At 72.1% G+C, this 26,956-nt stretch carries 25 protein-coding genes and 1 pseudogene; 15 read left to right on the plus strand and 11 right to left on the minus strand.

Annotated elements, in window-relative coordinates; translation table 11 throughout:
* Positions 1-123: 123 nt before the first annotated feature.
* Entirely contained in the window at positions 124-1,419 is a 1,296-nt protein-coding gene (locus ACWD5O_RS22655) for a TRAP transporter large permease subunit (protein WP_450086477.1), read from the plus strand.
* Positions 1,420-1,439: 20 nt separating this feature from the next.
* The gene (locus ACWD5O_RS22660) at positions 1,440-2,435 is read left to right on the plus strand and encodes a TAXI family TRAP transporter solute-binding subunit (protein ID WP_450086478.1); all 996 of its coding nucleotides are present in this window, start codon (positions 1,440-1,442) and stop codon (positions 2,433-2,435) included.
* A gap of 39 nt (positions 2,436-2,474) precedes the next feature.
* Here ACWD5O_RS22660 and ACWD5O_RS22665 read toward each other — a convergent pair whose 3' ends face one another.
* Complete coding sequence (locus ACWD5O_RS22665; RefSeq protein ID WP_450086479.1) at positions 2,475-3,011, minus strand: hypothetical protein; 537 nt, start codon at positions 3,009-3,011, stop codon at positions 2,475-2,477.
* Positions 3,011-4,913: pseudogene (gene dnaG / locus ACWD5O_RS22670) on the minus strand (DNA primase). Before dnaG ends, ACWD5O_RS22665 begins: the two are co-directional and overlap by 1 nt.
* A gap of 105 nt (positions 4,914-5,018) precedes the next feature.
* Between dnaG and ACWD5O_RS22675 the strand changes: the two are divergent.
* A complete protein-coding gene (locus ACWD5O_RS22675; protein ID WP_450086480.1) occupies positions 5,019-6,236 on the plus strand; it encodes a low temperature requirement protein A in 1,218 nt (405 codons plus the stop codon).
* Between the two features lie 6 nt (positions 6,237-6,242).
* Here ACWD5O_RS22675 and ACWD5O_RS22680 read toward each other — a convergent pair whose 3' ends face one another.
* The 3 genes from ACWD5O_RS22680 to ACWD5O_RS22690 are packed head-to-tail and all read right to left on the minus strand — an operon-like array spanning position 6,243 to position 8,739.
* Positions 6,243-7,073 (minus strand): siderophore-interacting protein, encoded by an 831-nt coding sequence (locus tag ACWD5O_RS22680; RefSeq protein ID WP_450086481.1) that lies wholly within the window; start codon positions 7,071-7,073, stop codon positions 6,243-6,245.
* Positions 7,074-7,088: 15 nt separating this feature from the next.
* Entirely contained in the window at positions 7,089-8,348 is a 1,260-nt protein-coding gene (locus ACWD5O_RS22685) for a deoxyguanosinetriphosphate triphosphohydrolase (RefSeq protein ID WP_450086533.1), read from the minus strand.
* A 37-nt stretch (positions 8,349-8,385) separates the two neighbouring features.
* Positions 8,386-8,739 (minus strand): VOC family protein, encoded by a 354-nt coding sequence (locus ACWD5O_RS22690; protein ID WP_354965553.1) that lies wholly within the window; start codon positions 8,737-8,739, stop codon positions 8,386-8,388.
* Between the two features lie 253 nt (positions 8,740-8,992).
* On the opposite strand from ACWD5O_RS22690, the gene ACWD5O_RS22695 reads away from it, so the two are divergent.
* Positions 8,993-9,493 carry a roadblock/LC7 domain-containing protein gene (locus ACWD5O_RS22695; RefSeq protein WP_354965554.1) on the plus strand — a complete coding sequence of 167 codons (501 nt, stop codon included), beginning with the start codon at positions 8,993-8,995 and terminating at the stop codon, positions 9,491-9,493.
* 42 nt (positions 9,494-9,535) lie between these two features.
* On the opposite strand, the gene ppdK is transcribed toward ACWD5O_RS22695, so the two are convergent.
* On the minus strand, positions 9,536-12,244 hold the full coding sequence (gene ppdK, locus ACWD5O_RS22700; RefSeq protein ID WP_450086482.1) for a pyruvate, phosphate dikinase: 2,709 nt from the start codon (positions 12,242-12,244) through the stop codon (positions 9,536-9,538).
* A gap of 314 nt (positions 12,245-12,558) precedes the next feature.
* On the opposite strand from ppdK, the gene ACWD5O_RS22705 reads away from it, so the two are divergent.
* Both ACWD5O_RS22705 and ACWD5O_RS22710 read left to right on the plus strand, forming a co-directional pair.
* Entirely contained in the window at positions 12,559-14,295 is a 1,737-nt protein-coding gene (locus ACWD5O_RS22705) for a beta-N-acetylhexosaminidase (RefSeq protein WP_450086483.1), read from the plus strand.
* A 339-nt stretch (positions 14,296-14,634) separates the two neighbouring features.
* Positions 14,635-15,291: a C39 family peptidase gene (locus tag ACWD5O_RS22710; RefSeq protein WP_450086484.1), complete on the plus strand. Its 657-nt coding sequence runs from the start codon at positions 14,635-14,637 to the stop codon at positions 15,289-15,291.
* A 66-nt stretch (positions 15,292-15,357) separates the two neighbouring features.
* On the opposite strand, the gene dusB is transcribed toward ACWD5O_RS22710, so the two are convergent.
* Entirely contained in the window at positions 15,358-16,530 is a 1,173-nt protein-coding gene (gene dusB, locus ACWD5O_RS22715) for a tRNA dihydrouridine synthase DusB (RefSeq protein WP_450086485.1), read from the minus strand.
* A gap of 177 nt (positions 16,531-16,707) precedes the next feature.
* Here dusB and ACWD5O_RS22720 point away from each other — a divergent pair, with 177 nt between their 5' ends.
* Positions 16,708-17,682 (plus strand): type IV toxin-antitoxin system AbiEi family antitoxin domain-containing protein, encoded by a 975-nt coding sequence (locus ACWD5O_RS22720; protein WP_450086486.1) that lies wholly within the window; start codon positions 16,708-16,710, stop codon positions 17,680-17,682.
* Between the two features lie 94 nt (positions 17,683-17,776).
* On the opposite strand, the gene ACWD5O_RS22725 is transcribed toward ACWD5O_RS22720, so the two are convergent.
* The 3 genes from ACWD5O_RS22725 to ACWD5O_RS22735 form a co-directional block, all read right to left on the minus strand.
* On the minus strand, positions 17,777-19,156 hold the full coding sequence (locus ACWD5O_RS22725) for a glycine--tRNA ligase (RefSeq protein ID WP_354965560.1): 1,380 nt from the start codon (positions 19,154-19,156) through the stop codon (positions 17,777-17,779).
* A 115-nt stretch (positions 19,157-19,271) separates the two neighbouring features.
* The gene (locus tag ACWD5O_RS22730; RefSeq protein WP_354965561.1) at positions 19,272-19,751 is read right to left on the minus strand and encodes a hypothetical protein; all 480 of its coding nucleotides are present in this window, start codon (positions 19,749-19,751) and stop codon (positions 19,272-19,274) included.
* A gap of 24 nt (positions 19,752-19,775) precedes the next feature.
* Positions 19,776-20,117 carry an antibiotic biosynthesis monooxygenase family protein gene (locus tag ACWD5O_RS22735; RefSeq protein ID WP_074313566.1) on the minus strand — a complete coding sequence of 114 codons (342 nt, stop codon included), beginning with the start codon at positions 20,115-20,117 and terminating at the stop codon, positions 19,776-19,778.
* Positions 20,118-20,144: 27 nt separating this feature from the next.
* Here ACWD5O_RS22735 and ACWD5O_RS22740 point away from each other — a divergent pair, with 27 nt between their 5' ends.
* The 8 genes from ACWD5O_RS22740 to ACWD5O_RS22775 all read left to right on the plus strand — a co-directional run bounded on the left by ACWD5O_RS22740 (position 20,145) and on the right by ACWD5O_RS22775 (position 24,886).
* Positions 20,145-20,402, plus strand: coding sequence for a hypothetical protein (locus ACWD5O_RS22740; RefSeq protein WP_089019468.1), 258 nt, complete (start codon positions 20,145-20,147; stop codon positions 20,400-20,402).
* Positions 20,403-20,456: 54 nt separating this feature from the next.
* Complete coding sequence (locus ACWD5O_RS22745; protein WP_450086487.1) at positions 20,457-21,410, plus strand: metal ABC transporter substrate-binding protein; 954 nt, start codon at positions 20,457-20,459, stop codon at positions 21,408-21,410.
* Positions 21,407-22,168 (plus strand): metal ABC transporter ATP-binding protein, encoded by a 762-nt coding sequence (locus ACWD5O_RS22750; RefSeq protein WP_450086488.1) that lies wholly within the window; start codon positions 21,407-21,409, stop codon positions 22,166-22,168. Before ACWD5O_RS22745 ends, ACWD5O_RS22750 begins: the two co-directional genes overlap by 4 nt.
* Before the next feature lie 2 nt (positions 22,169-22,170).
* Positions 22,171-23,037: a metal ABC transporter permease gene (locus ACWD5O_RS22755; RefSeq protein ID WP_354965565.1), complete on the plus strand. Its 867-nt coding sequence runs from the start codon at positions 22,171-22,173 to the stop codon at positions 23,035-23,037.
* A gap of 43 nt (positions 23,038-23,080) precedes the next feature.
* Complete coding sequence (locus ACWD5O_RS22760; RefSeq protein ID WP_089019464.1) at positions 23,081-23,377, plus strand: ArsR/SmtB family transcription factor; 297 nt, start codon at positions 23,081-23,083, stop codon at positions 23,375-23,377.
* Positions 23,377-23,775, plus strand: a complete 399-nt coding sequence (locus ACWD5O_RS22765) for a Fur family transcriptional regulator (RefSeq protein WP_354965566.1) — start codon at positions 23,377-23,379, stop codon at positions 23,773-23,775. Before ACWD5O_RS22760 ends, ACWD5O_RS22765 begins: the two co-directional genes overlap by 1 nt.
* Before the next feature lie 315 nt (positions 23,776-24,090).
* Positions 24,091-24,708, plus strand: coding sequence for a hypothetical protein (locus ACWD5O_RS22770; RefSeq protein ID WP_450086489.1), 618 nt, complete (start codon positions 24,091-24,093; stop codon positions 24,706-24,708).
* Positions 24,709-24,718: 10 nt separating this feature from the next.
* Positions 24,719-24,886 (plus strand): hypothetical protein, encoded by a 168-nt coding sequence (locus ACWD5O_RS22775; RefSeq protein ID WP_167517539.1) that lies wholly within the window; start codon positions 24,719-24,721, stop codon positions 24,884-24,886.
* 34 nt (positions 24,887-24,920) lie between these two features.
* Here ACWD5O_RS22775 and ACWD5O_RS22780 read toward each other — a convergent pair whose 3' ends face one another.
* Positions 24,921-26,927 (minus strand): acyl-CoA dehydrogenase family protein, encoded by a 2,007-nt coding sequence (locus ACWD5O_RS22780; protein ID WP_450086490.1) that lies wholly within the window; start codon positions 26,925-26,927, stop codon positions 24,921-24,923.
* Between the last annotated feature and the right edge of the window lie 29 nt (positions 26,928-26,956).

The raw sequence follows: 26,956 nt of genomic DNA on the forward strand, positions 1-26,956 counted from the left end.
TCAACAGCAGTATTCAACGAATCTCGATCCTGAACTCGCCCTGCCAGACGGACTTGCTACGAGCCGTTGGCCTCAACTCACCCTGACAGACAGGGCTCACGCACCGCCGCCGGACGGACGGCGGTGGCCTCCGGCTTCCTGCTCGGCACCGTCTCCGGGTCCGGTGCCGCGACGACGGTGAGCATCGGTGCGGTCACCTGGCCGCTGCTGCGCCGCGCCGGCTACCCCCCGGAGCGGGCCGGCGGCATGCTCGCCGCCGCCGGGGTGGGCGCGATCCTCTCCCCGCCCACCCTGGGAGCGGCGGCGTTCATCATCGCCGAGTACCTCGGCGTCTCGTACCTCCAGGTGCTGGGCTGGGCCACCGTGCCGACGGTGCTGTACTACCTCGGCATCCTGCTCGCCGTGGAGATCGACGCCCGGCGCTCCGGCGTACGCCCGGTGGTGATCGACGTCAGCTCGCCGTGGCGCCTGCTGGCCCGGTTCGGCTACCACTTCGCCTCGCTGATCGCCATCGTCGTGCTTCTCGCCGTCGGCTTCTCCGCGACGAGGGCGGTCGTCCTCGCCACCCTCCTGGCGGTGGCGCTCTCCTTCCTGGACCGGGCGCACCAGCTCACCCCGGCCCGGCTGGTGACCGCCTTCGTCACCGGCGTACGCGGGGTCCTGGCGGTGACCGCCGTCTGCGCCGCCGCCGGCATCATCACCGCCACCACCACGAAGACCGGCCTCGGGCCGCAGGCGGCGGCGCTGCTGATCGGCGGGGCCAAGGCGGTCACCTCGGACCCGACCCTCGTGCTGGTGCTCACCGCGCTGCTCGCGGCCGTCGCACTGAGCCTGCTGGGCCTGGCCGTGCCGGTCACCGCCTCGTTCGTGATCGGTTGGGTGATCGTCGGCCCGGCGCTGCTAGACCTGGGCGTGACGGCGCCGGCCGCGGCGATGTTCGTCTTCTACTTCGCGGTCCTGTCCGAGGTGTCCCCGCCGACCGCGCTCGCCGCGGTGGCCGCCGCGGCGGTCACCGGCGGCCGGCTGGTGCCGACCATGTGGCAGACCCTGCGGTACGCGCTGCCGGCCTACCTGACCCCGATCGCCTTCGTGATCACACCGGCCGGGCTGGGGCTGCTCGGCATCGGCGGCGCGGGGCGGATCGCCTTCGCCGGTGTGGTCGTCGCGCTCAGCGTGGCCGTGCTCGCCGTCGCCGCCGGCGGTTGGCTGCCCGGCGTCGGCCCCGCCGGCGCCCCGGAGCGCGTGCTCGGCGCACTCGCAGGGGTCACCCTGCTCTGGCTCGAACCCGTGCCGGTCACGGTCGGCGCCGCACTGGCCGCCGTCGCGGTGGCGGGGGTGCTCGTACGACGCGGAGCCGCCGGCCGGACCGGCGGGCCGCGAGCCGGATCACCAGCCAACCTCCGGGAGGAGAAACTGTGAGACGAATCAACGTACGGCTCGTGGCAGGCCTGAGTGTGGTGGCCCTCGTGGCGGTCGGCGCGGCGGGGTGCGGAGGCCAGCAGGGCGGCGCGGCCAAGGACGACGCGGCCAGCGAGGTCACCTGTGAGGTGGACCGGGAGACCCGGGTGGGCATCGCCACCGGAAACGCGACCGGCGTCTACTACGTGGTCGGCAACGCCCTGGCCGGGCAGCTGTCCGGGGCGACCGGCGGCAAGCTCACCGGCACCGCCGCGGAGACCGGCGCCTCGGTGCAGAACGTCGAGCAGCTTGTCGGCGGCCAGTACGACGTGGCGTTCTCCCTCTTCGACACGGCGGTCAACGCGGTTCAGGGCAAGGGCAGCTTCACCGCGCCGCAGCCGGTCGAGGCGCTCGCGCGCATCTACGACAACTACACCCAGGTCGTGGTCCGCAACGGCGCCCAGATCGGCTCGGTGGCTGACATGCGGGGCAAGAGGATCTCCACCGGGTCCCCGAAGTCCGGCACGGAGGTGATCGCCAACCGGCTGCTGGAGGCCGCGGGCCTCGATCCGGCCAAGGACATCCGTGCGCAGCGCCTGGACCTGGCCAAGACGGTCGAGGGCATGAAGGACGGCAGCATCGACGGCTTCTTCTGGTCCGGTGGCCTGCCCACCGGCGGCCTGACCGACCTGTTCACCACCGCCGGCGACACGGTGAAGTTCATCGACATCGCGCCCCTGCTGCCGAAGATGAACGAGTTGAGCCCCGCCTACCAGGCCGGAACGATCGGCCGGGACGCGTACAAGACGGCGGCGGACACCCCGACGATCGTCGTGCCGAACGTGCTGCTGGTCCGCAAGGACCTGGACGCCAACGTCGCCTGCGCGATCACCCGGACGGTGTTCGACAAGCGGGACGTCCTCGCCCAGGCCAACCCGGCGGCCAAGGGCATCTCCCTGGAGAACGCCCGCAAGACCGAGCCGGTTCCGCTGCACCGCGGTGCCGCCAAGGCGCTGGAGGGTCTCGGCGCCAACTGACCGGGCGCCGGGGTCGGGCGGTCAGTGGCCGCCCGACCGCTAGCCGTCGACCGGTGCGGTGGCGGCGCGGGCGACGGTGATCAGGCGGTCGGTCGCGGCGAGCAGGTCCTCGTCGTCCGGCGCGGTGCCGGGGTCGACGCGGACGGTCCAGGTCAGACCGTCCACCCCGGCCACGCGCCGGGCCGCGACCCGGGCCGCGCCGCCGGGCACCGGGTGGTGTTCGGTGTACGCGACCGAGCGGGTCACCCGGGCCCGCACCTGGTGCGGCAGCTCGCCCGGGTCGAGCAGCAGGTAGGTCTCGGCCGGCCCGTCGGTGACCACCGTGTAGCCGTCACGTTCGACGAGGGTCTCGGCGGGCGTGACGGTCAGCTCCCGGCCGGACCAGACCGCCTTGAGAATAGTGTGCCAGCCGAGCCGGTGCCCGCGGCCGGGCAGCCACAACCCGAGGTTGCTGGCCACCACCACCCCGTCGCCCTCGCCGTTGCCCGCCGCCGCCCAGGCCAACACCCGCTCGTCGGCGGTCAGCGGCGGCCGGTCGGCCGGGGGAAGCTTCGGCTTGCGGCTGAACAGTCCCATCAGAGCCCTCCTGCGGCCTGCTCGCGCAGCGCCCGCGCGTGCTGCTCCAGAGACAGCAGCTCGCCGAAGGCGGCGAAGTACTCGTCCTTGTTGTTGACCGGGTTGATGCGCTGGATCCGGGACTTGAGCTCCCGGATCCGGGCCGTCACCGACCCGAACTGCACCCGGGCCATCGTGATCGACACGTAGCGCGGGTCCGGTTCACCGTCGATCCGCAGCGGCTCCACCGCCAGTTCGCCGACGAGCGCCGCGGACGCCAGGTCGTCGCAGGCGTCGCGGACCGACTCGATCCAGACCGCGCCGCCGGTCGCCGAAGCGGCCCCGCCGGCCGCCGCGATGGCCGCGCGCACCGAGACGTGCACCGGGTGGCGGTACTCGGTGGCCTCGACCGCGTCGAACATCGGCCCGGCCAGCACCGGCTGCTGGAGAGCGAGCTTCAACGCCTCCCGCTCGACCATCGACTGCGGGCTGTCCAGCGCCGGCTCGGGGCGGGCCGGGGCGGGCCGGGCCGCGGGTGCGGCGTCCCGGGCGTTGGGCGGCGGGGTGTTGGCGGCGGCGAGCACCGCCCGCTGCACCGGCTCGATCTCCATGCCGAGGTCCATGGCGAGCTTGCGGACGTACTCCGGGCGCTTCTCCCGGTCCTTCAGTCGCGCGACCAGCGGCGCGGCGTGGCGCATCGCCTCGACCCGGCCGTCTACGGTGTCCAGGTCGAAGCGGCTGATCACGTGTCGCAGCGCGAAGTCGACCAGCGGCTCGCGGCGGGCGACCAGGTCACGCACCGCCAGGTCACCCTTGGCCAGCCGCAGATCGCACGGGTCCATGCTGTCCGGGCTGACCGCGATGAAGGTGCGCCCGACGAAGCGCTGATCGTCTTCGAAGGCGCGCAGTGCGGCCTTCTGGCCGGCAGCATCGCCGTCGAAGGTAAAGATGATCTCGCCGGCCACCTCGTCGCTGTCGAACAGGAGCCGACGCAGGACAGATATGTGGTCCGCTGCGAAAGCGGTGCCGCAGGTCGCCACCGCTGTGGTCACCCCGGCCAGGTGGCACGCCATCACGTCGGTGTAACCCTCGACGATCACCGCACGGCCCTGCTTGGCGATCTCCCGCTTGGCCTGATCGATGCCGTAGAGCACGTGCGACTTCTTGTAGATCGGCGTCTCGGGGGTGTTCAGGTACTTCGGCCCGTCGTCGTCGTCGAAGAGCTTCCGGGCACCGAAGCCGATCACGTCACCGGCGAGGTCGCGGATCGGCCAGAGCAGCCGCCGGCGGAACCGGTCGATCAGCGTGCCGGAGCGGGACTCCCGGGACAGCCCGGCGGTGACCAGCTCCTGGTGGGTGAAGCCCTGCTGGCGAAGGTGCTTGGTGAGCAGATCCCAACCTTCCGGCGCGAAGCCGCAGCCGTAGCGCTCGGCGGCGGCCCGGTCGAAGCCGCGCTGGGCCAGGAACTCCCGCGCCGGCCGGGCGCCGGCGGTGCTGAGCTGCGCCCGGTAGAACTCGACCGCGGCGGCGTGCGCGGCCACCAGGCGCTGGCGCTGGCCCTGCTGGGGACGGGGGCGCGGGGTGCCCTTGTCGTCCTCCACGTAGCGCAGCTGGATGCCGGCGCGGCCGGCCAACCGCTCGACGGACTCGACGAAGCTGAGGTGCTCGGCGTCCATCAGGAACTTGATCGCGTCGCCGCCGGCCCCGCAGCCGAAGCAGTACCAGACGTTGCGGGCCGGGGAGACGTTGAACGACGGGCTCTTCTCGTCGTGGAACGGGCACAGGCCCTTGAGGTTGCCGCCCCCGGCGGACTTCAGCGTGACGGTCTCGGAGATCACATCCCCGATCGAGGAGCGTTCCCGGACCAGTGCGATGTCCTCGTCCCGGATCCGCCCAGCCATGCGCCACCCCCTCGGCGTACATCCTGCCCTGCCGGACCGACGACGCGCCGGCCGGGGGACGCCGGTGTGGCGGCGGCCGCCACCGGCTCTTCGGTTCCGGCCCGGGAGCCGGGTCCGCGCGGGGACCATGACCAGATGCGCAGGGTACGGGACCGTCAGCGCGCACCTGCCCGGATGGTTGACCGGTTGGCTGGGCGTACGCGGGCCCGAACCGCTGACGGACGAGGCCGGGCACCGGCACGCCACCTGGCTGGAACTCTTCCTGGACGTCATCTTCGTGTACGCGCTGGCGGCGGTGGTGGCCCGGCTGGGCACCGACCCGACCCCGACGCCGAACGCCATGCTGGCCGTGATCGGGCTCTTCGTGGTGGTCCAGTGGGCCTGGATGGGGCAGGTCTACTACGACACCCGATTCGACCCGGACGACCTGCCGCACCGGATGTTGGTGCTGGTGGCCCTGGTTGGCGCCGGCGCGATGACGCTCGGCGTGGACGAGGTGCCGGAGAGCCCGCTCCTGCCGATCGGCTACCTGATCGTCCGGGGCGTACTGCTCCTGCTGTATCTGCGGGCCCGGCCGACCAACCCGGAGGCCCGCACGGTGACCACGGTCTACCTGTTCGGCTTCGGGCTGGGCTGGCTGATCTGGCTGGTCTCGCTGGTCGTGCCGATCGCGTCGCGCCCGGTGCTGTGGATCGTCGCGATGGCCATCGAGCTGGCCACGCCCTGGGTCGGCCGACGCCGGCTCGAGCACTGGCCGGTGGACAACCGGCACCTGCCGGAACGGATCGGGCAATTCACCATCATCGTGCTGGGCAGCGCGCTGGCCAACCTGCTCTTCGCGGTGCCGGACCACCCCCGGCCGCAGATGATCCTCACCGCCGGGTTGGCCTTCGTCGTGCCGGCCGCCGTCTGGTGGGTCTACACCACCTTCGTCACCACCCGCCAGGCGGCGACCCGCCTGCGTGGCGGGCAGGCGTACACCTATCTGCACATCCCGCTCAGCGGTGCGCTGCTGCTGCTCGGCTGGTCGCTCGGGCAGGCGGTCCGGCTGGTCGACCGTGGCGCGAGCCGATTGCCGCTGGAGCTGCGGCTGTTGCTGGCTGCCTCGGTGGTGGTCTGGGTGGTGTGTGGGCTGTGCCTTTACGCGCTCTCGGCCCGACCGAGCAGGGCCCGGGTGGCGATCGCCGGCTACGGGGTGGTCTCGGTCAGCCTGATCGGCGCGACGGTACGCGAGCCGCGGCTGCTGCTGTTCCTGATCGCCGCGGCGATCGTCGGGTACGCCGTGCTGCTCAACCGGCGACTCACCGCGGTCCGCGAGGAGTGGGATCGCCGGTCCGGCGGCTGACCGTGCTCAGGCGGCCGTGGTCTCCTCGGCAGCCACCTGCCGGTTCCAGTCGGCCTTGGTCGAGCGCCAGCCCTCGTCGTCCATGCCGCGCCGCCAGTAGCCGGAGATGGAGAGCTGATCAGCGGGCAGGCCGCGCTCGGTGCGCAGCAACCGGCGCAGCTCCCGGACGAAGGTCGCCTCGCCGTGCACGAAGGCGTGCACCTGACCGGGCGGAAACTCCAGCTCTCGGACCGCCGCCACCAGCGCGGCGCCCACCGGGCGCTCACCGCGGTGCAGCCAGGTGAGCTGGACCGCACCCGGGCTGAGCAGTTTCTGCTCCTCCGCCGGGTCGGCGATCTCCACGAAGACATGGGCCGGGGCGCCCAGCGGCAGCCGTTCCAGGGCGGCGCCGATCGCCGGCAGCGCGCTCTCGTCGCCGACCAGCAGGTGCCAGTCCGCGTCCGGGCTCGGGGCGTACGCCCCGCCGGGGCCGACGAAGTGCACCGGATCGCCCGGGCGCAGCGCGGCCGCCCACGGCCCGGCCAGCCCCTCGTCGCCGTGGTGCACCACGTCGACGGTCAGCTCCTCGGCGAGCGGGTCCCAGCGCCGCACGGTGTACGCCCGCAGCCGGGGCCACTGCTCCCGGGGCAGGTCCCGGCGGATCGCGGCGAGGTCCAGCGGCTGCGGGTACGCGACGCCCGGCTGCGGGAAGACCACCTTGATGTAGTGGTCGGTGCACTCGCCCACCGGCAGGTCGGCCAGCTCGTCCCCGCCGAGGACGAGCCGGATGAGGTGCGGGGTGGGCCGCTCGGTGCGCAGCACCCGGACCGAGGTGACGTTCCTGGGGCGTTCCGTCATGCCACTTAGGCTAGCCTAATCTTCGCCGTCGCCCGCCGGCGGTGCGTTGCCGCCGACCAGACGGGTGTGCCAGGTCACGGCCGCCGGGTCGGTGAGCGAGGCGACCTGGTCGATCACCACCCGCAGCCGGGCGGCGTCGTCCTGCGCGGCCCGCCACAGCGGGGCGAAGACCGGATCGAGCCCGTCCGGCGCCCGCCGGACCAGCGCGGCCACCAGCTCGGCCAGCATCGTCCGCTGCCGTTCGTAGCGACCCCGGAAGCCGGCGCGACGCATCACGTAGCGCAGCGCGATGCCCTTGAGCAGGGCGCAGTGGGCCCGGACCAGCCGCGGCACCACCAGATCGGCGGCGTAGCGGCGGTGCGGGCCGGGGCCGAACCGCTCCTCGGTGGCAGCCACCGCCGCGGAGACGAACCGACCGGTCAGTCCACTGGTGGTGGCCTTCAGCGCGGCCTGCGCACGGTGGCTGCCGTCGTACCCCGCGAGCGGGGCGAGCAACGGGTCGGCCAGCAGCTCGACCAGCACCTCACCCAGGTCCGCCGGGGACTCCCCCGAGTAGGTGGCGGCCACATCGGCGCAGAGAGCTGCCCGCTCGTCGGCGTCGGCGAGCAGCGGGCGCAGCGAGACGTACCCGCCGTGGATGCCGTCCTCCACGTCGTGCACCGAGTACGCGACGTCGTCGGCCCAGTCCATCACCTGCGCCTCCAGGCAGCGCCGGTCGCCGGGCGCGCCAACCCGGAGCCAGTCGAAGACCGGAACGTCGTCGGCGTACACCCCGAACTTCCGCTGGCCCGGCCGCCGCGCCCAGGGGTACTTGCCGATGGCGTCGAGCGAGGCTCGGGTCAGGTTCAGCCCGGCGGACGAGCCGTCCGGGGCGAGCACCTTCGCCTCCAGCCGGGTCAGCACCCGCAGCGTCTGCGCGTTGCCCTCGAAGCCGCCGCAGGGCGTGGCGAGCAGGTCCAGCGCCGCCTCGCCGTTGTGCCCGAACGGCGGGTGCCCGAGATCGTGGGCGAGCCCGGCGACGTCCACCACGTCGGGGTCGCAGCCCAGCCGGGCGCCCATCTCCCGGGCGATCTGGGCGACCTCCAACGAGTGGGTCAGCCGGGTACGCAGGAAGTCGTCCGTGCCGGCGGTGTGCACCTGCGTCTTCGTGGCCAGTCGACGGAACGCCGCGGAGTGCAGCACCCGGGCGCGGTCACGCTCGTACGGTGACCGACGGTGGCCGGTGTCCTTGGGGGCCTCCTCGACCAGCCGGGCGTCCGCCGCGCCAGACGGCAGTGCGGTCAACCGCGACTGCGGGGCTCGCAAACCCGGCTCACTCCTCGCGCTCACGAAGAACGCAGAACTCGTTGCCCTCCGGGTCGGCCAGCACCGTCCAGTCCACGTCGCCCTGGCCGATGTCGACGTGCCGGGCGCCCATGTCGACCAGCCGCTCGACCTCGGCCTCCTGGTCAGCGGGGCGCAGGTCGAGGTGCAGCCGGTTCTTCCGCTCCTTGCCGTCGGCCACCCGCGCGAAGAACAGGGCGGGACGCCGGTCCGCGGACTGGCGGATCTCCACGCCGTCCGGCTCCTCGGCGACGACCTGGTAGCCGAGCGCCTCGGCCCACCAGCGGGCCAGTCGGGCCGGATCGCGGGCGTCGACGGTCAGGCTCTCCCAGACGCTGCTCATGCAGTCCCCTTCCCCCTCGACGGCGTGCGCAATCCGCGGTGTACGAGCGAGCCAAGATTACGCCCGCCAGGGCCGCCCGACCTGCCCGCGACGCCTCGCCGAAAGGTCCACAACCGCCGATTGGCCGGGAGTTGTCAGCCGATCGCCGACCGTTACGGGCTCGCGGACGGAAGTGGCCGCCGGTAGCGTTCCAGGCGCGGAACGTGACCAACCGATCGCACGCAGGGGCCCGACCGGTAGGGAGAAGACGCTCGTGGACGCAGACATGGTGGTCGGCACGGAACTACGCGGGCTGCGTCGGCGCCGCCCCGAGGTCGCGGGGACCGTGCTGGCCGGCACCGACGGGCTGCTCATCTCCAGTGACCTGCCCAGCACCGACGCCACCCACCTCGCCGCGCTCGCCGCCGCGAGCTTCGGTCTGGGTCACCGGGTGGCCGACACGGTGCGGCGGGGCGACTTCCGGGAGTCGGTGGTGCGCACCACCGCCGGCTGCGTGGTCACCTACCCGGCTGGGCGCACCGCCTTGCTGACCCTGGTCACCGTCACGGCGGCGGACGACCTGGAGGGGCTGCACGAGGAAGCCCGGGCGGTGGCGCGCCGGGCCGGCTCGGTGCTGGACAACCGGGACGCGAGACCCCCCGTCTCGGCCGTACCGGACGCGCACGCGCCGCTGGTCATGCGTACCCCGATGGCCACCCTGCCGGCGCAGTTGCGCCGCTCGGCCCGGCCCACCTGGCGTCGCCCGCCGATCTGATCATCGGTGCCGGCGGCGGTCCGGGCCGCCGCCGGCACCGCGTCAGCGGCTGTCCGAGCCGTCGGTCTCCACCACCGCGCGGCCGGCTTCCAGCCGGGCCACCGGCACCCGGAACGGCGAGCAGGAGACGTAGTCCAGGCCGACCTCGTGGAAGAAGTGCACCGAGTCCGGGTCGCCGCCGTGCTCACCGCAGACGCCGAGCTTCAGTCCGGGCCGCGCGGCCCGACCCTCCTCGGCGGCGATCCGCACCAGCCGGCCGACGCCGTCGCGGTCGATCGACTCGAACGGCGAGATACCGAAGATGCCCAGCTCCAGGTAGCGCCAGAAGAACGCGCCCTCGACGTCGTCCCGGGAGAAGCCCCAGGCCATCTGGGTGAGGTCGTTGGTGCCGAAGGAGAAGAACTCGGCCGCCTCGGCGATCTGCCCGGCGGTCAGCGCCGCCCGCGGCACCTCGATCATGGTGCCGATCAGCACCTCGACGCCGCTGTCCCCGACCACCTCGGCGATGATCTTCTCGGCCTCGGCGCGCACCGTCTCCAGCTCCTGCACGGCGCCGACCAGCGGCACCATGATCTCCGGCTTGGCCACCCCGCCGCCGCGGGCGCAGGCGACGGCCGCCTCGGCGATGGCCCGGACCTGCATCGCGAACAATCCGGGGATGACCAGGCCGAGGCGGACGCCCCGGAGCCCGAGCATCGGGTTCTCCTCGTGCATCCGCCGGACGGCGGCGAGCAGCGCCTCCTCCTTGGCCACGTCCTCGCCGCGCTCCTGGGCGACCGCGACGTTGACCGCGAGCTGCTCCAGCGGCGGCAGGAACTCGTGCAGCGGCGGGTCGATCAGCCGGACGGTGACCGGCAGCCCGTCCATCTCGCGGAAGATCTCCTCGAAGTCGGCCCGCTGCAACGGCAGCAGCGCGGCCAGCGCCTCGTCCCGCTCGCCCTCGGCGCGGGCCAGGATCAGCCGCTCGACCAGCTCCCGCCGGTCACCGAGGAACATGTGCTCGGTGCGGCACAGGCCGATGCCCTCGGCGCCGAAGCGCCGGGCCCGGGCGGCGTCCGCGCCGGTGTCGGCGTTCGTGCGGACCGCGAGCCGCCGCCTGCCGTCGGCGTGCGTCATGATCCGGTGTACGGCACGGACCAGCGCGTTGTCGATGTGCTCCGGGTCGAGACTGCCCTCGAAGTACTGCACCACCTCCGACGGCATGACCGGCACCTCGCCCAGGTAGACCTTGCCGGTGGTGCCGTCGACGGAGACGACGTCGCCCTCGCTCACGGTCTGGCCGGCCACGGTGAACCGCTTCGCCGGCACGTCCACGTCGATCTCGTCGGCGCCGGAGACGCAGGTCTTGCCCATCCCCCGGGCCACCACGGCGGCGTGGCTGGTCTTGCCACCGCGCGACGTGAGGATGCCCTTGGCGGCGATCATGCCGTTCAGGTCGTCCGGGTTGGTCTCCCGGCGGACCAGGATCACCGACTCACCCTCGGCGGCCAGCTCGACGGCCCGCGCGGAGGTGAAGACCACTTTGCCGGACGCCGCGCCGGGCGAGGCGCCGATGCCCTTCGCGACCGGCTGGAACTCGTGGTCGAGCTGGAAGCGGGGAAACATCAGCTGGGCCAACTGCGCGCCGTTGACCCGGTGCAGCGCCTCGTCCAGGTCGATCAGGCCCTCGTCGACGAGCTGCCCGGCGATGACGAACGCGGCGGCGGCGGTGCGCTTGCCCACGCGGGTCTGCAACATCCACAGCTTGCCGCGCTCGATGGTGAACTCGATGTCGCAGAGGTCCCGGTAGTGCTCTTCCAGCCGGGCCATGAAGGAGAGCAGCTGGTCGTAGGACGTCTTGTCCAGCTGCTCCAGCTCCTGCAACGGCACCGTGTTGCGGATGCCGGCGACCACGTCCTCGCCCTGGGCGTTGGCCAGGTAGTCGCCGTAGATGCCCTGGGCGCCGCTGGCCGGATCGCGGGTGAACGCGACGCCGGTGCCGGAATCCGGGCCGAGGTTGCCGAAGACCATGGTCACCACGTTGACCGCGGTGCCGAGGTCGGCCGGGATCCGCTCCTGGCGGCGGTAGAGCACCGCGCGCTCGGCGTTCCACGACTCGAAGACCGCCCGGATGGCCAGGTCGAGCTGCTCGCGCGGCTGCTGCGGGAACTCCCGACCCGTGTGCTTCAGGAAGATCTTCTTGTACGCGTCGACCAGCCCGCGAAGGTCGTCCGCGTCCAGGTCCAGGTCGTTGTGGGTGTTCTTGGCGCGCTTGATGTCTTCGAGGGCGTGCTCGAACTCCTCGCCCGGCACCTCGCAGACGGTCTTGCCGAACATCTGAATGAGTCGCCGGTACGAGTCCCAGGCGAACCGGTCGTTCCTCCCGGCCTGCGCGGAGAGCCCGACCACGCTCTGATCGTTGAGGCCGACGTTGAGGACGGTCTCCATCATGCCGGGCATGGAGAACTTGGCGCCCGAGCGGACGGAGACCAGCAACGGGTCCTGCGGGTCACCGAGGCGCTTGCCCATCGCGCGCTCCAGCGATTCCAGGTGCGCCTCGATCTGGTCGGCGAGCCCGTCCGGCTCCCGGCCGGTCGTGAGGTACGCCTGGCAGGCCTCGGTGGTGATGGTGAAGCCAGGCGGAACGGGCAGACCGAGGTTGGTCATCTCGGCGAGGTTGGCGCCCTTGCCGCCGAGCAGGTCCTTGAGGTCCTTGTTGCCCTCGGTGAAGTCGTAGACGTACTTGTGATCGACGGTCTCTTGCGCTGCCACCAGAGCCTCCCACGCGCGCCGGATTGACACTTAACGAAGGTTCAGTTTCCTCATACCCCGGGACGGACCACCGGTAATCCCGGGGTCGACGCCGATCGGTGGGCGAAGGTTAAGCGAACATCGAGTGGCCCGGGACCGTTCGGTGACAATCGGCACAGCTATCACGACTATCCGCGTTCGTACCGGTTTTTGGGAACGCTTCCATGCGCACGATCACGCATCCCGGCCTGTCGCCGTACCCTTGACGGCAACGCCAGCCGGTGAACCTCACTTTTGCCATAACCGACGCGAATACACCCCCCGGAGCCGCCGCCGTGTCGACCATCCCCTCGCCCGGACCCACCGCCACCCCCGGCGGACCCGGTCCCACCGGCTCCGTGCCGCTGTCGGCGCACGAACCGGACGCCGCCACGCTCGCCCGGTCTGCCGAGCAGGCCGCCGGCGAACTGCTCGCCCCGCCGGCCCCGGTCCGGCTGGCCGACGTCGTGCCCGCGCCGCAGCAGGTCGAGCCGAACCCGGCCGGGGACTGGCTGCTACCACCCGACGCCGTCATCGTGGCCAGCGCCGATCCCGCCGCGCTGACGGTGGCCGCGCACCTCGCCGAGCTGCTGCGACCCGCCACCGGTTACCCGCTGCCGGTCACCGACACCACCCGACCGGCGGCGGGCGGCATCGCGCTCGTGCTCAACGACGACGACAGCCTGGGCGCGGAGGGATACCGGCTCGCCGTGACCCGCGCCGGCGTCACCATCACCGCGGCCACCGCCACCGGCCTCTTCCACGGCGTGCAGACCCTGCGCCAGTTGCTGCCATCGGCGATCGAGAGCCCGGCCCCGGTCACCGAACGGTGGATGCTGCCGGGCGGGACCATCACCGACGCACCCCGCTTTTCGTACCGGGGCGCGATGCTCGACGTGGCACGGCACTTCTTCGACGTCGAGGACGTCCTGCGCGTCGTCGACCACCTGGCCCGGTACAAGCTCAACCACCTGCACCTGCACCTCACCGACGACCAGGGCTGGCGGATCGCCGTCGACTCCTGGCCGAGGTTGACCACCGTCGGTGGGGCGACCGAGGTCGGCGGCGGCCCCGGCGGGCACTACACCAAGGCCGGCTACCGGCGGATCGTCAGCTACGCCGCCGCCCGCCACGTCACCGTCGTCCCGGAGATCGACCTCCCCGGGCACACCAACGCGGCGCTGGTCGCATACCCCGAGCTGGCGCCGGACAAGGTCGCGCCACCGCCGTACACCGGCACCGAGGTCGGCTTCAGCTACGTCGACCCGGCCGACGAACGGACGTACGACTTCATCGCCGACGTACTGGGTGAGATCGCCGCGCTCACCCCCGGACCGTGGCTGCACATCGGCGGTGACGAGGCGTTCAAGGTCAAGGGTGCGGTCTACACCGGTTTCGTCGAGCGGACGCAGCGGATCGTCGCCGACACCGGCAAGACCGTCGTCGGCTGGCACCAGCTCGCGCCGGCCGCGCACGTCGACGGGCGGGTACTCCAGTGGTGGGGCACGAACGGCGAAGACCCGGCCACCCTCGAGGCGGTACGCCGGGGCGCCCGGCTGATCCTCTCCCCCGGCAACCACGCCTACCTGGACATGAAGTACGACCCGGACACCCCGCTCGGGCAGGACTGGGCCGGCCTGATCGACGTGCGCCGGGCGTACGACTGGAATCCCGGGTCACACGTGACGGGAGTGCCCGACGCGGCGGTACTCGGTGTCGAGGCACCGCTCTGGACCGAATCGGTCACCTCGCTGGCCGAGGTCGAGTTCATGCTGCTGCCCCGGCTGCCCGCCATCGCCGAGCTGGGCTGGTCGCCCCGGGCAACGCACGACTGGGCCGGGTTCCGTGACCGGCTGGCCGGTCACGGCCCGCGCTGGGCCACCGCCGGAATCGCCTTCCACCGCGCGCCCGAGATCCCCTGGCCGGCCGAGCGGGCCGCGGCCACCCAGCCGACCCGCCCACACCTCCCGACCCAGACCGCCGCCCCGGCGCGGGAGAGCAGGGTGCCTGGCCGGACGACACGGGACGATTGATACCTCAGAGTCATTCACGTTCGACGCGAACCCGCCCACGGCCCGGGGCTAGCCGTGGAGCGGGCTAAACGCTCGTCCGGTTTGGGACGGATCGTCCCGTGGTCGGGGCCACCCGCACGGTGGAATCGGGGCCCGGCCCGCGTCGTTACACATGGCAGACCACCGCGGCCCCGGCCCGGTGCGGCAGCCGCCGGGAACACCCGGCTGGCCGCCACGGTTACAACCCCCGGACACCCGAGCAGGCCCCTGAGCAGCCGGGCAGATCCCTTCGAACCATCCAATGAACATCGTGCGGAGCACGTGTGCCGCATGCACCCCCGACCAGAGGAGCACGCCATCATGCGTACCGATCTGATCCGCAAGACCGCCCTGACCGCTGCCGGCCTCGCCTTCACCGGCGGCGCCATCGCCGGCCCCGTGACCGCCGCGTACGCCATGTCGGACGCCAAGCCGGCCACGCAGACCCAGACCGACCGCAAGGGCCACGGCGACCGCGAGCTGAGCGTCCGCTACGAGGCGCAGCCCAACTTCTACTACTGCGGCCCGGCCGCCACGCGTAACGCCCTGTCCGTGCAGGGCAAGAACATCGACGTGGACGCCATGGCCAAGGAGATGGGCACCACCGAGGCCGGCACCAACTCGATCAACGACATCACCCCGGTGCTGAACAAGGAGACCGGCAAGAACGCGTACCACTCGGTCGAGATCAGCAGCTCCAGCGCTGATGACAAGCAGACCGACAAGCTGCGCGCCGACGTCGTCCACACCGTGGACGAGGGCCGGGCCGTGGTCGCGAACATCGCCGGCACCACCACCGACGTCGACGGTGCCGTCCACTCCTTCGAGGGTGGCCACTACATCAGCGTCGTGGGCTACCGCGACGGCGGCGAGACGGTGAAGATCGCCGACTCCGCCAACCCGGACATGGCGTCGTACTGGATCAGCGTGGACAACCTGGCCGACTGGATCGCCACCCGCGGCTACTCGGCCTCCTGACACAGCGACAACAACGCGAAAGGGCCGGCCCCCAAACGGGGGCCGGCCCTTTCGTCGTCGTCCGGATCAGCCGCCGGAGTCGTCCAGCTCCGCACCCTCGGGCACAGCGTCGTCGTCCCGGTTCGCGAGCCAACCGTCGGGCAGGAAGACCTTGCCCGGGGAGTTCGTCCGGCCGCGCGGCTGGCCGAGGGCGGCCGCCGGGAACGGCTCCGCCGGATCGAGCTTGCCGAGCAGGTCGTCGAGCTGGGCCAGGCTTTCGATCATCGCCAGCGAGCGGCGCAGCTCGCCGCCGACCGGAAAGCCCTTGAGGTACCAGGCGACGTGCTTGCGGAAGTCGGTGCACCCGTCCCGCTCACCGCGGGCCGGGTTGCGCGCCCCCGCGACGAACTGGTCGACCAGCAGCTCGGCGTGCCGGCGCATGGTCACCGCCACCTCGCCGAGGGTGGGCAGCCGCCGCTCCGGCCGACCGTGGAAGGCGGCCTCCAGGTCGGCGAAGAGCCACGGTCGGCCCAGGCAGCCGCGCCCGATCACCACGCCGTCGACGCCGGTGTGCGCGACCATCCGCAGCGCGTCGTCGGCCTCCCAGATGTCGCCGTTGCCGAGCACCGGCACGTCCAGGGCCTGCTTGAGCGTGGCGATCGCGTCCCAGTCGGCCGTGCCCGAGTAACGCTGCCCGGCCGTGCGTCCGTGCAGGGCCACCGCGGCGACACCGGCCTCCTGGGCCGCGAGCCCGGCTTCGACGTACGTCAGATGGTCGTCGTCGATGCCCTTGCGCATCTTGACCGTGACCGGCACCCCGGCCGGCGACGCGGCGTCCACCGCGGCCTTCACCAGCCGGGCGAAGAGCCGGCGTCGCCACGGCAACGCCGCGCCGCCACCCCGGCGGGTCACCTTGGGCACCGGGCAGCCGAAGTTCAGGTCGATGTGATCGGCCAGGTTGCGCTCCACGACGATCCGCACCGCGGCGGCGGTGATCTCCGGATCGGTGCCGTAGAGCTGGAGGCTGCGCGGCTGCTCGTCGTCACCGAACGCGATCATGCGCAGCGTCTTCGGATTCCGCTCGACCAGTGCCCGCGTGGTGATCATCTCGCAGACGTAGATGCCGCCGCCCTGCTCCCGGCACAGCCGCCGGAACCCGACGTTGGTGATCCCGGCCATCGGCGCGAGCACGACCGGCGGCCACACCTGATACCGCCCGAGCGTCAACGGACGCAGCACAGGCACGGTCGAAACATTCACCGGACAAGTGTAAGGAAGGGCCCCTCCTTAACGCCTGGTGCATAGGAAGGGCCCCCTATTAACACGACGCATATCACACCAAGCAATGATCAACGGGGTTGTCCACAGCAGGCGGGTTGTCCACAGCTCGTACGGCTGGGACGGGAACAGCCCGGCTCCGGCAGCCAGGCTGCGGTCATGCGTGAACATCCACCCGAGCTGGCGGCGGTGGCCGAGCGGCAGCAGCAGATCGCCACCCGAGCTCAGTTGCTCGCCGCCGGCTACGACGACATGTACCTGTACCGTCAGGCCCGGCGCGGCCAGTGGCAACGCGTCCTGCCAGCGACGTACGCCCTGGTGACGGGCGTACTGACCGATGAACAACGGCGGATCTCCGCAGCGCTCTACGCCGGGCCGCAGGCGCAGCTCACCAGCTTCGCGGCGCTCGCCTGGTACGGGTTCCGCCAGATTCCGCGCAACACCGACGTACACCTGGTGGTGCCGCACCACACGCGGCGCCGGTCGGCGGGTTACGCCCTTGTTCGGCGAGCCCTGGCACTCGATGATCGGCCCCGGTCGACCGCGCTCTACCCGGTTTGCTCGCCGGCGCGGGCGGTGGTGGACGCGGCCCGTGACCTACGGCAGCTTCGCCCAGTGCGGGCCATCGTCGCCGAGTCCGTCCAGCGCGGCTTCACCGATCTCGGCAGGCTGGACGAGGAGATCCGCCGGGCGCGGCGCAGTCGCACAGCGCTGATCAGGATGGCGTACGGGGAGGTCGTGGCCGGCACCCGGTCGGCTCTAGAGGCGGAGATGCGCGAGTGCCTGGCAGGCAGCGCAGTTCTGCCAGAAATACGATGGAATCCACGCCTTCGTACGCTCGACGGGGCGGCGCTGCCGACGCCGGACGGGTACCTGACCGGCTCGGCGGTGGCGCTGGAGGTCGATTCGCAGGAGTACCACTTCAGTCCAAGCGACTGGGCGCGGACGTTGGAACGGCACAACGAGCTGAGTCGGCACGGTGTCCTGGTACTGCACGTTACGCCAGCACAGCTCCGGCGCCATCCGGACCACATCCGACGAACTGTCGAGGACGCGTACGAGTCCCGGCAGGGCGTCGGCGCCACGCTCCGGGTCCGGGTCGACTCAGCCGGCCCGGAGCACGCAGGCCCCTGATCGGGTACGCGCACACTCCACTCCCGGAGTGTGCGCGGTTAAGAAGGGGCCCCTCCTATACCTGAGGCGTTAAGAAGGGGCCCTTCCTTGCACCTCAGCAGCCGGGGAGGCGCTCGATCAGGTAGCGCTCGACCTGGTCCAGGGAGACCCGCTCCTGGGCCATCGTGTCCCGGTTGCGAACCGTCACGGCGTTGTCGTCCAGAGTGTCGAAGTCCACCGTCACGCAGAACGGGGTGCCGATCTCGTCCTGCCGGCGGTAACGGCGGCCGATCGCCTGCGAGTCGTCGAACTCCACCACCCAGCGCTTGCGCAGCAGCGCCGCGAGGTCCTTCGCCTTCGGCGACAGCGCCTCGTTGCGGGACAGCGGCAGCACCGCCACCTTGACCGGGGCCAGCCGCGGGTCGAACCGCATCACGGTGCGCTTGTCCACGCCGCCCTTGGTGTTCGGCGCCTCGTCCTCGTCGTACGCCTCCAGCAGGAAGGCGAGCACGGCGCGGGTCAGACCGGCGGCGGGCTCGATGACGTACGGCATCCAGCGCTCGCCCTTGGTCTGGTCGAAGTAGGACAGGTCGACGCCGGAGTGCTTGCTGTGCGTGGAGAGGTCGAAGTCGGTGCGGTTGGCGATGCCCTCCAGCTCGGCGAACTCGGTGCCGCCGAACTGGAAGCGGTATTCGATGTCCACGGTCCGCTTCGAGTAGTGCGAGAGCTTCTCCTTGGGGTGCTCGAAGAGCCGCAGGTTGTCCGCCGACAGGCCGAGGTCGAGATACCAGTTCCAGCGCTCCTGGAGCCAGTACTCGTGCCACTGCTCGTCGGTGCCCGGCTCGACGAAGAACTCCATCTCCATCTGCTCGAACTCGCGGGTCCGGAAGATGAAGTTGCCCGGGGTGATCTCGTTGCGGAACGACTTGCCGGTCTGCGCGATGCCGAACGGCGGCTTCTTGCGGGCGACCGTCTCGACGTTCTTGTAGTTGACGAAGATGCCCTGCGCGGTCTCCGGGCGCAGGTAGTGCAGCCCTTCGTCGCTCTCCACCGGGCCCAGGTAGGTCTTCATCAGGCCGTTGAACATCTTCGGCTCGGTGAAGGTGCCCTTGTTGCCGCAGTTGGGGCAGTTGAGCTCGGCGAGCGAGGTCAGCGGCTTGCCGTGCTTCTCGGCGTACGCCTCCTCGAGGTGGTCGGCCCGGAACCGCTTGTGGCAGAACTGGCACTCGGTGAGCGGGTCGACGAACTCGGCGATGTGACCGGACGCCTCCCACACCCTGCGGGCCAGGATCACCGCGGAGTCAAGGCCGACCACGTCGTCGCGCTGCTGGACCATGGTCTTCCACCACTGCCGGCGGACGTTCTCCTTGAGCTCCACGCCGAGCGGGCCGTAGTCCCACGCCGATCGGGTGCCTCCATAGATCTCGCTGGAGGGGAAGACGAAGCCTCGGCGCTTGGCGAGACTGACGACGGCGTCGATACGGTCGGCTGGCATGTTTCCTCCTACGCCGGCTGGCGGTCGGCGGGGGCGAGATGTGGATGGAGCGGGTCAGTTCGGGACAACGGTACGACCACTGTCGCCCCGAGCCCAGCAGAATACCGGGGGCGGCTCAGCTCACCCCGCAGACCTCCATGCCACCGGTCTGGCCGTCCTGACCCAGGCTGACCTGTTGCTGCTCCCGGTCGCCGCCGTCGAGCGTCACGTCGACGGGCACGGTCAGGCTGGTGGTGTCCACCTCACCCACCCGGAACGCGGCGACCTGTGGCTCGGCGGCCGCGCGCCGCTCGAACTCGGGGCGGGACTCGCGCCGCTGCGCGTCGTCGCAGAGCTGGTCGTAGGCGCGGCCGTAGTTCCGCTCGACCAGTGCCTGGTAGTAGTCGCCGGTCACCGTGCGGCCCTGTTCCCGGATCGCCTGCACGCCGGTGACGGCCAGGCCGACCACGGCCGCTCCGCCTCCGCCACAGCAGAGCAGCACGGCGAGCGCGCCGACGCCGAGGCCGATCCAGAGCCGGGTCCGGCGGCCCTCGGTGGGGGGCGCGGCGAACGGCGGCGCCACCCCGGGACCGGGCGGCGGGGCGGGTGCGGTCATAGGAGCAGGGTAGTGCCCGACGGCTCAGCGGTAAGGACCAGCAGCCCGATCACTCTCGGCGACCACCACGGCCCCGCCGGGCGCCGCGGTGGCCAGCGCCTCGTACGCGGACGGCTCGTCGACCGACTCGGCGAGCAGCGGCACCGCGCTCACCTTGACCTCGAAGGCGCCCAGCGCCCGCCGGTACGTGCCGACCGACTCCCACTCGGTGACCAGGGACCAGTGGCGGGGGTCGTCCAGCGCCCGGACCAGTTGACCGCGCAGGTAGCCGGGGCGGGCGGCCAGCGCGGTGAGGGCGGCGTGCGCCCGTTCGGTGAAGTCGTCGGCGACATCGACGTCGACCACGAACCGGTTGGTCACCAGCACCGGGTTCCTCCTCGTAGAGTCTGTGGGATGCAGCGTACGCAGCGCCCCCTGCTGGCTCGGTTGGCCGGGGCGAACCCGACGTCGGTGTTCCTGCTCACCCTGGTGGTGGTGCTGGTCGCGTTCTTCACGCCCGGGGTGATCGGCGGGCTGCTGACGCTGGCGCTGGCCGCGGGCCTGATCGCCCTGTTGGCCACCACCTGGCCGGTTCAGGCCCCGCAGACCCGGCTGATCCGGCTGCTGATGCTGACCCTGCTGGTGACGGTGGGCCTGGCGAAGCTGCTCTGACATGCACTCATGCGTTTTTGACAATCATTATCGTTACGACGGACAGTTGGTGGCATGACCAACCGCACCACGTCCCGTGTCCTGGCCGCCGCGACCGCCCTGCTCGCCCTGGGCGCCGCCGCCGGCTGCTCCAGCGGCGGCGCCGCCGGCGCCGACCCCCAGCGGGTCGACGTGGTCGCCGCGTTCTACCCACTCCAGTTCCTCGCGGAGCGGATCGGCGGCGACGCTGTCCGGGTGACCAACCTCGCCAAGCCGGGCGCCGAGCCGCACGACCTGGAGCTCACACCGAGCCAGGTCGGCCAGGTCAGCGAGGCCGAGCTGATCGTCTACCTGAAGGGCTTCCAGCCGGCGGTGGACGACGCCGTCGCGCAGAACGGTGACGACCGGACGTTCGACGTCACCAGCGTGCAGCCGCTGCTGGACGCGAGCGCCGGCGGGCACAACCACGCTGGCGAGGGCGCGGACGAGCACGCCGAGGAGGAGCACGGCGGCAAGGACCCGCACGTCTGGCTCGACCCGACCCGACTGGCCGCCATCGGCGACCAGCTCGCCCAGCGGCTCGGCAAGGCCGACCCGGATCACGCCGCCGACTACACCGCCCGCTCCGCGGCGCTGCGCTCCGACCTGACGACCCTGGACGGCGAGTTCACCCAGGGCCTGCGGACCTGCCAGCGGCGGGAGATCGTGACCAGCCACGCCGCGTTCGGTTACCTGGCCGACCGGTACCGGCTCCAGCAGGTCGGCATCACCGGGCTGAGCCCGGACGTCGAGCCCTCGCCGCAGCGGCTCGCGCAGGTGATCGAGGAGGCGAAGGAGCACCAGGCCACCACGATCTTCTTCGAGACACTGGTCAGCCCGAAGGTCGCCGAGACGATCGCCGGTCAGGTCGGCGCGCGGACCGCGGTGCTGGACCCGATCGAGGGGCTCGCCGCCGGCAGCGGCGCGGACTACCTTTCGGTCATGCGTACCAACCTGCAGACCCTGCGGACGGCGTTGAGCTGCTCGTGAACGCACCCGTCATCACCGTCGAGCACGGGGCGGTCGGCTACGACGGCCGCCCGGTGCTCCGGGACGTCTCGCTCACCGTGACCGCCGGGGAGGTGGTCGCGGTGCTCGGCGCCAACGGCTCTGGCAAGTCCACGCTGATCCGGGCCGTGCTCGGGCTGGTGCCGCTCAGCGGCGGTTCGATCACCCTCTTCGACCGGCCGTTGCGCCAGTTCCGCCAGTGGCAGCGCATCGGGTACGTCCCGCAGCGCCTGGGTGCCGGCGGCGGCGTGCCGGCCACCGTCCGTGAGGTGGTGGCCTCCGGCCGGCTGGCCCGCCGGGGGGTGCTCCGCCCACCGGGCAGGGCCGACCGGGCCGCCGTCGACGCCGCACTGCGCGCCGTCGGGCTCGCCGACCGTGCCGCGGACCCGGTGTCCACCCTCTCCGGCGGCCAGCAGCAGCGCACGCTGATCGCCCGCGCGCTGGCCGGCCAACCGGAGCTGCTGATCCTCGACGAGCCCACCGCCGGCGTGGACGCGGCCAGCCAGGAGGCGTTCGCCGGGGCGCTGCGCGACTTCGTCGCCGGCGGCGGGACGGTGCTGCTGGTGGCCCACGAGCTGGGCCCGCTGCGACCGGTGATCAGCCGGGCGGTCGTCGTCCACGAGGGCGGCATCTGTCACGACGGTGCGGTGCCGGACCCGGCCGGCCATCACGCGGAGCCCGACCACGACCATGTGCACCCGCACGGTCCAGACGAGCCCGCCGGGCTGTGGAGCAACTGAGCATGGAACTCTTCCAGTACCCCTACATGCAGCGCGCCCTCATCGGCGCGCTGGTGATCGGCCTGGCCGCGCCGGCGCTCGGCATCTACCTGGTGCAGCGCCGGTTGGCGTTGATCGGCGACGGCGTCGGACACGTGGCGTTGACCGGCGTTGGCGCCGGCCTGCTGCTCAACCGCTCGCCGGTGCTGGTGGCGGTGATCGTGGCCACCATCGGGGCGATCGCCATCGAGCTGGTCCGCGCCCGCGGGCGTACCTCCGGCGACCTGGCCCTGGCGCTGCTCTTCTACGGCGGCATCGCCGGTGGCGTACTGCTGGTCGGGCTCTCCGACGCGACCAGCACCAACCTCAACGCCTACCTGTTCGGGTCGCTGACCACCATCCAGGCCAGTGACCTGATCACCATCGCGGTTCTCGGCGCGGCGATCCTCGTCACCATGATCGCGCTGCGGCCGGCGCTCTTCGCGGTCTGCCACGACGAGGAGTACGCCCGGGTGTCCGGCCTGCCGGTGCGTACGCTCAACCTGCTCATCGCGGTGACCACCGCGATCACCGTGACCATCGCGATGCGGGCCGTCGGGGTGCTGCTGATCAGCGCGCTGATGGTGGTGCCGGTGGCCACCGCCCAACAGGTCACCCGGGGGTTCCGCAGCACGATGACCGCCGCGATGGCGCTCGGCTTCTTCGCCGCCGGCTCCGGCGTGTGGGTGGCGGCCACGGCGGACACGCCGCCGGGCGCCTCGGTGGTGCTGCTGGCGATCGCCTCGTTCCTGGTGGTGGCCGTGGCGGGTGGGGTCTGGCGGGCGTTGCGCCGCCGGGCCGCGCCGGCCGCCGCGCCGGCGCCGGAACCGCACGAGGTTGTGCTGGGGTGAACCTGATCAGCGGGATGTCGCCGATATTGGTTACCGTTGCAGGGTGACCAGCGCAACGGGCTACGAGGGGTTCGATGGGGCCAGCGAGTTGCTTCGCGCCCTGTCGGCGCCCATCCGGCTGGCCATCGTCAGTGAGCTCGCCGACGGCGAGCGGTGCGTGCACGAGCTGGTGGAGAAGCTCGGGGCCGCGCAACCGCTGGTCTCCCAGCACCTGCGGGTGCTGCGCGGCGCGGGCGTGGTGCGGGGTTCCCGCCGTGGGCGGGAGATCGCCTACAGCCTGGTCGACGAGCACGTCGCGCACATCGTGGCGGACGCGGTCAGCCACGCCGGGGAGGGATGATGAGCGAGAGTGGCGCCGCGGTGCGCAACACCCGGCAGCGCTCGGCGGTGAGCGCGCTGCTCGCCGAGATGGAAGGCTTTCACAGCGCCCAGGACCTGCACGCGATGCTGCGGCAGCGCGGCGAGCGGGTCGGCCTGACCACGGTCTACCGCACACTGCAGGGGCTGGCCGACGCGGGCGAGATCGACGTGATGCGCCCGCCGGGCGGCGAGCACCTCTACCGCCGGTGCAGCGAGGGGCACCACCACCACCTGGTGTGCCGGGCCTGCGGGAACACGGTCGAGGTGGCCGGCCCGGCAGTGGAGAGCTGGGCTGACCGGGTCGCCGCCCAGCACGGCTACGCCGACGTCAGCCACACCCTGGAGATCTTCGGCACCTGCCCGGCCTGCGCCCACTGACCAACGCCCCGGCCACCTTCCGCTCGCCCTCCCGGCCCCCAGCCACCCTCCGCACGCCCTCCCGGCCCGGGGCACCCTCCGCGCGCCCTTTGCTCTGCTTCAATCCACGCAACAGCGGCCGGCCGAAAGTGTTGCGCCCGTTGAAGCAGAGCAAAGGCGCTGGGTAATGCGGCCCGCGCCGGCGGCGGACGACGCTTCGACGGGTGAACCAGCCGCATCCACGGATCACCAGCACCGGCTTCGAGGTGGGGTCCGTGGACGTGGTGGGCTGGACGACGAGTGCCGTGCCGGGCTGTTCGTGGCACGCTGTCCGGCGTGAAGATCTACGCCGATCGCTTTCCGACCGCCGCCCGCCAGTTGCTCACCGATCTGCTCGTCGTCGCCTGGGTGTACGTCGCGATCCGCGGCGCGCTCTGGCTGCACGACCTGGTGCAGAAGCTCGCCGTACCCGGGCAGAAGCTGGAGGGCGCCGGCACCGGGCTCGCCGACAACCTGGGCGACGCCGGCAGCAAGGTCGGCCGGGTGCCGCTGGTCGGCGACGAGCTGACCGCGCCCTTCCAGCGGGCCGCCGACGCCGCCCGGTCGCTCGCCGACGCCGGCCGTGACCAGCAGCACCTGGTCGACCAGCTCGCCCTCGCCCTCGCCATCGCAGTGCTGATCTTCCCGCTCGGGCTGGTGCTGTTCGGGTGGCTGCCCCTGCGGGCCCGCTGGATGCGCCGGGCCTCCTCGGCCACGAAGCTGGCCGCGGGGCCGGCCGGCCGGGACCTGCTCGCCCTGCGCGCGCTGGCCACCCAGCCACTGGGCCGGCTGACCCGGATCGCGCCCGACGTGGCCGAGGCGTGGCGGCGCGGTGACGACGACACCGTCGACGCCCTGGCCGCGCTGGAGTTGCGGCAGCTCGGCCTGCGCGCCAGGAGCCGAGCGGCCCGCTAAGGTCGTCGGCGTGTTCTACTTCCTGGTCGTCATCGCCGTCCTGCTGCTCGGCTACGCCGCGGTCCTGGTCTCCTTCGTCCGACGGGGCAGGAAGATCCCGCCCGCGGCGTACCTGGGTCTGGCGGTGCTCAACGGCCTGATCCTGGCGGCGGTGCTGGCCTGGGCGGTCGCCCGCTGACCGCCCGGCACGGCGACGCGCCGGGCGGCACCGGTCACGGCTTCGGCGGGATACGGCGGCGGACGTCGTCGGCGGCGGACGGACCGGGTGCCCAGCGGGCCACCCAGGGCAGCTCGTCGGACGGGGTGATGACGCCCTCCTCCAAGGCCGCGTAGCGGCCGTCAAGGATGCGCTTCGCGGCGGCGGTGTCGACCGAGTCGGTGTTGTCCCACAGGGCGGCGAACAGCGCGTCCACCCGGACCCGGGCCTGCCGGCAGAACAGGTCGGCCAGCTCGACGTTCTCCGGCCGGCTGTCCCTCTCGGCGGACGCCCGGACGCAGACCGCGGACATCGCGAACAGCTCCGCGCCGATGTCCACCACCCGGCCGAGGAACGCCTGCTTGCGCTCCATCTTTCCCTGCCAGCGGGACATCGCGTAGAACGTCGACCGGGCCAGCTTGCGCGACGAGCGCTCCACCTGACGCAGGTGCGCGGCCAGCGGCCCGAACTCGGCGTACGCCGACGGGCTCTGCCCGCGGCCGACGGCCAGGGTTGGCAGCCACCTCGCGTAGAAGGCCCCGGCCCGGGCCCCGGCACGGGCCTTGCGGCCCCACCCCGCGTCCGGGTCGATGATGTCGCCGGCCACCGACAGGTGTGCGTCGACCGCCTCCCGGGCGATCAGCAGATGCATGATCTCGGTGGAGCCCTCGAAGATCCGGTTGATCCGCAGGTCGCGCAGCATCTGCTCGACCGCGGCCGGTCGTTCGCCGCGGGCGGCCAGCGAGTCGGCCGTCTCGTACCCCCGGCCGCCCCTGATCTGGATCAGCTCGTCGGCGATCTTCCAGGCCATCTCGCTGGCGTACAGCTTGACGAGCGCGGCCTCGATCCGGATGTCGTTGCGGTCGTCGTCGGCGAGCAGGCAGCAGAGGTCGAGCATGGTCTCCATGGCGTACGTGGTGGCGGCGATGAAGGCGAGCTTCTGGGCGACCGCCTCGTGCTCGCCGACCGGTCGGCCCCACTGGACCCGGTCGGCGGACCACTCCCGGGCCACGTTCAGCGCCCACTTGCCTGCGCCCACGCACATCGCCGGCAGTGACAGCCGGCCGGTGTTCAGCGTGGTCAGGGCGATCTTCAACCCCTTGCCCTCGCCGCCGATCACGTTCTCGGCGGGCACGAACACGTCGTGGAACCGGGTGAGGCTGTTTTCCAGGCCGCGCAGGCCGATGAACTCGTTGCGCCGCTCCACGGTGATGCCCGCGCTGTCGCCGTCCACCACAAACGCGGTGATCCCGCCGCGCCGCCCCTCGGTGGCCGGCACCCGGGCCATCACCACCAGCAGGGTGGCGACGATGCCGTTGGTGGCCCAGAGCTTCACGCCGTTGAGCCGGTAGCCGGTGCCGTCCTCGGTCGGCTCGGCGGTGGTGGCCAGGCGGGCCGGGTCGGAGCCGACGTCCGGTTCGGTGAGCAGGAACGCGGACACCTCGCCGGCGGCGAGCCGGGGCAGGAAGCGCTGCTTCTGCTCGGCGGTGCCGAACATCTTCAGCGGCTGCGGCACCCCGATCGACTGGTGCGCCGAGAGCAGCGCGCCGATCGCCGGGCTGACCGAGCCGGCCAGCATCAGCGCCCGGCAGTAGTGCAGGTTGCTCAGCCCGAGACCGCCGTACCCGCGGTCGATCTTCATGCCGAACGCGCCGAGGTCGGCCAGCCCGTGGAACACCGCGTCCGGAATGGACGCGTCGCGCTCGATGGCCGCGCCGTCCACTTCGGAGGCAAGGAAGGCGCGGAACCGGCCGAGGAACTCGTCGGCGCGGGCCACGTCGTCCGGGTCGGACCGCGGCCACGGGTCGATCAGGTCGAGCCGGAACCGGCCGAGGAACAGCTCCTTGCCGAAGCTGGGCCGGTCCCACACGGACTCGCGAGCCGCCTCGGCGACCTGCCGGGCCTCCTTCTCGGAGACCTGCCCCGCCTCCTTCGGCAACGGCCCCGCGGCGCCGACGGTGCTCGGAGCGGTGCCGGGATCGGGGCCGTCCGCTGCCGGTCGGCCGTTCTGCGTCGTGGTCACGGCTGCCCCCTCGAACCTCGGTGCGGCTG

It is taken from the genome of Micromonospora sp. NPDC005161 (assembly GCF_053599855.1).

Coding starts and splice junctions, on each gene's coding strand:
- ACWD5O_RS22680 (WP_450086481.1), bottom strand. CDS start 7,073: ATGACGGAACGCCCCAGGAACGTCACCTCGGTCCGGGTGCTGCGCACC.
- ACWD5O_RS22710 (WP_450086484.1), top strand. CDS start 14,635: ATGCGTACCGATCTGATCCGCAAGACCGCCCTGACCGCTGCCGGCCTC.
- ACWD5O_RS22675 (WP_450086480.1), top strand. CDS start 5,019: ATGACCAGATGCGCAGGGTACGGGACCGTCAGCGCGCACCTGCCCGGA.
- ACWD5O_RS22745 (WP_450086487.1), top strand. CDS start 20,457: ATGACCAACCGCACCACGTCCCGTGTCCTGGCCGCCGCGACCGCCCTG.
- ACWD5O_RS22665 (WP_450086479.1), bottom strand. CDS start 3,011: ATGGGACTGTTCAGCCGCAAGCCGAAGCTTCCCCCGGCCGACCGGCCG.
- ACWD5O_RS22755 (WP_354965565.1), top strand. CDS start 22,171: ATGGAACTCTTCCAGTACCCCTACATGCAGCGCGCCCTCATCGGCGCG.
- ACWD5O_RS22740 (WP_089019468.1), top strand. CDS start 20,145: ATGCAGCGTACGCAGCGCCCCCTGCTGGCTCGGTTGGCCGGGGCGAAC.
- ACWD5O_RS22690 (WP_354965553.1), bottom strand. CDS start 8,739: ATGAGCAGCGTCTGGGAGAGCCTGACCGTCGACGCCCGCGATCCGGCC.
- ACWD5O_RS22725 (WP_354965560.1), bottom strand. CDS start 19,156: ATGCCAGCCGACCGTATCGACGCCGTCGTCAGTCTCGCCAAGCGCCGA.
- ACWD5O_RS22720 (WP_450086486.1), top strand. CDS start 16,708: ATGCGTGAACATCCACCCGAGCTGGCGGCGGTGGCCGAGCGGCAGCAG.
- ACWD5O_RS22730 (WP_354965561.1), bottom strand. CDS start 19,751: ATGACCGCACCCGCCCCGCCGCCCGGTCCCGGGGTGGCGCCGCCGTTC.
- ACWD5O_RS22765 (WP_354965566.1), top strand. CDS start 23,377: ATGAGCGAGAGTGGCGCCGCGGTGCGCAACACCCGGCAGCGCTCGGCG.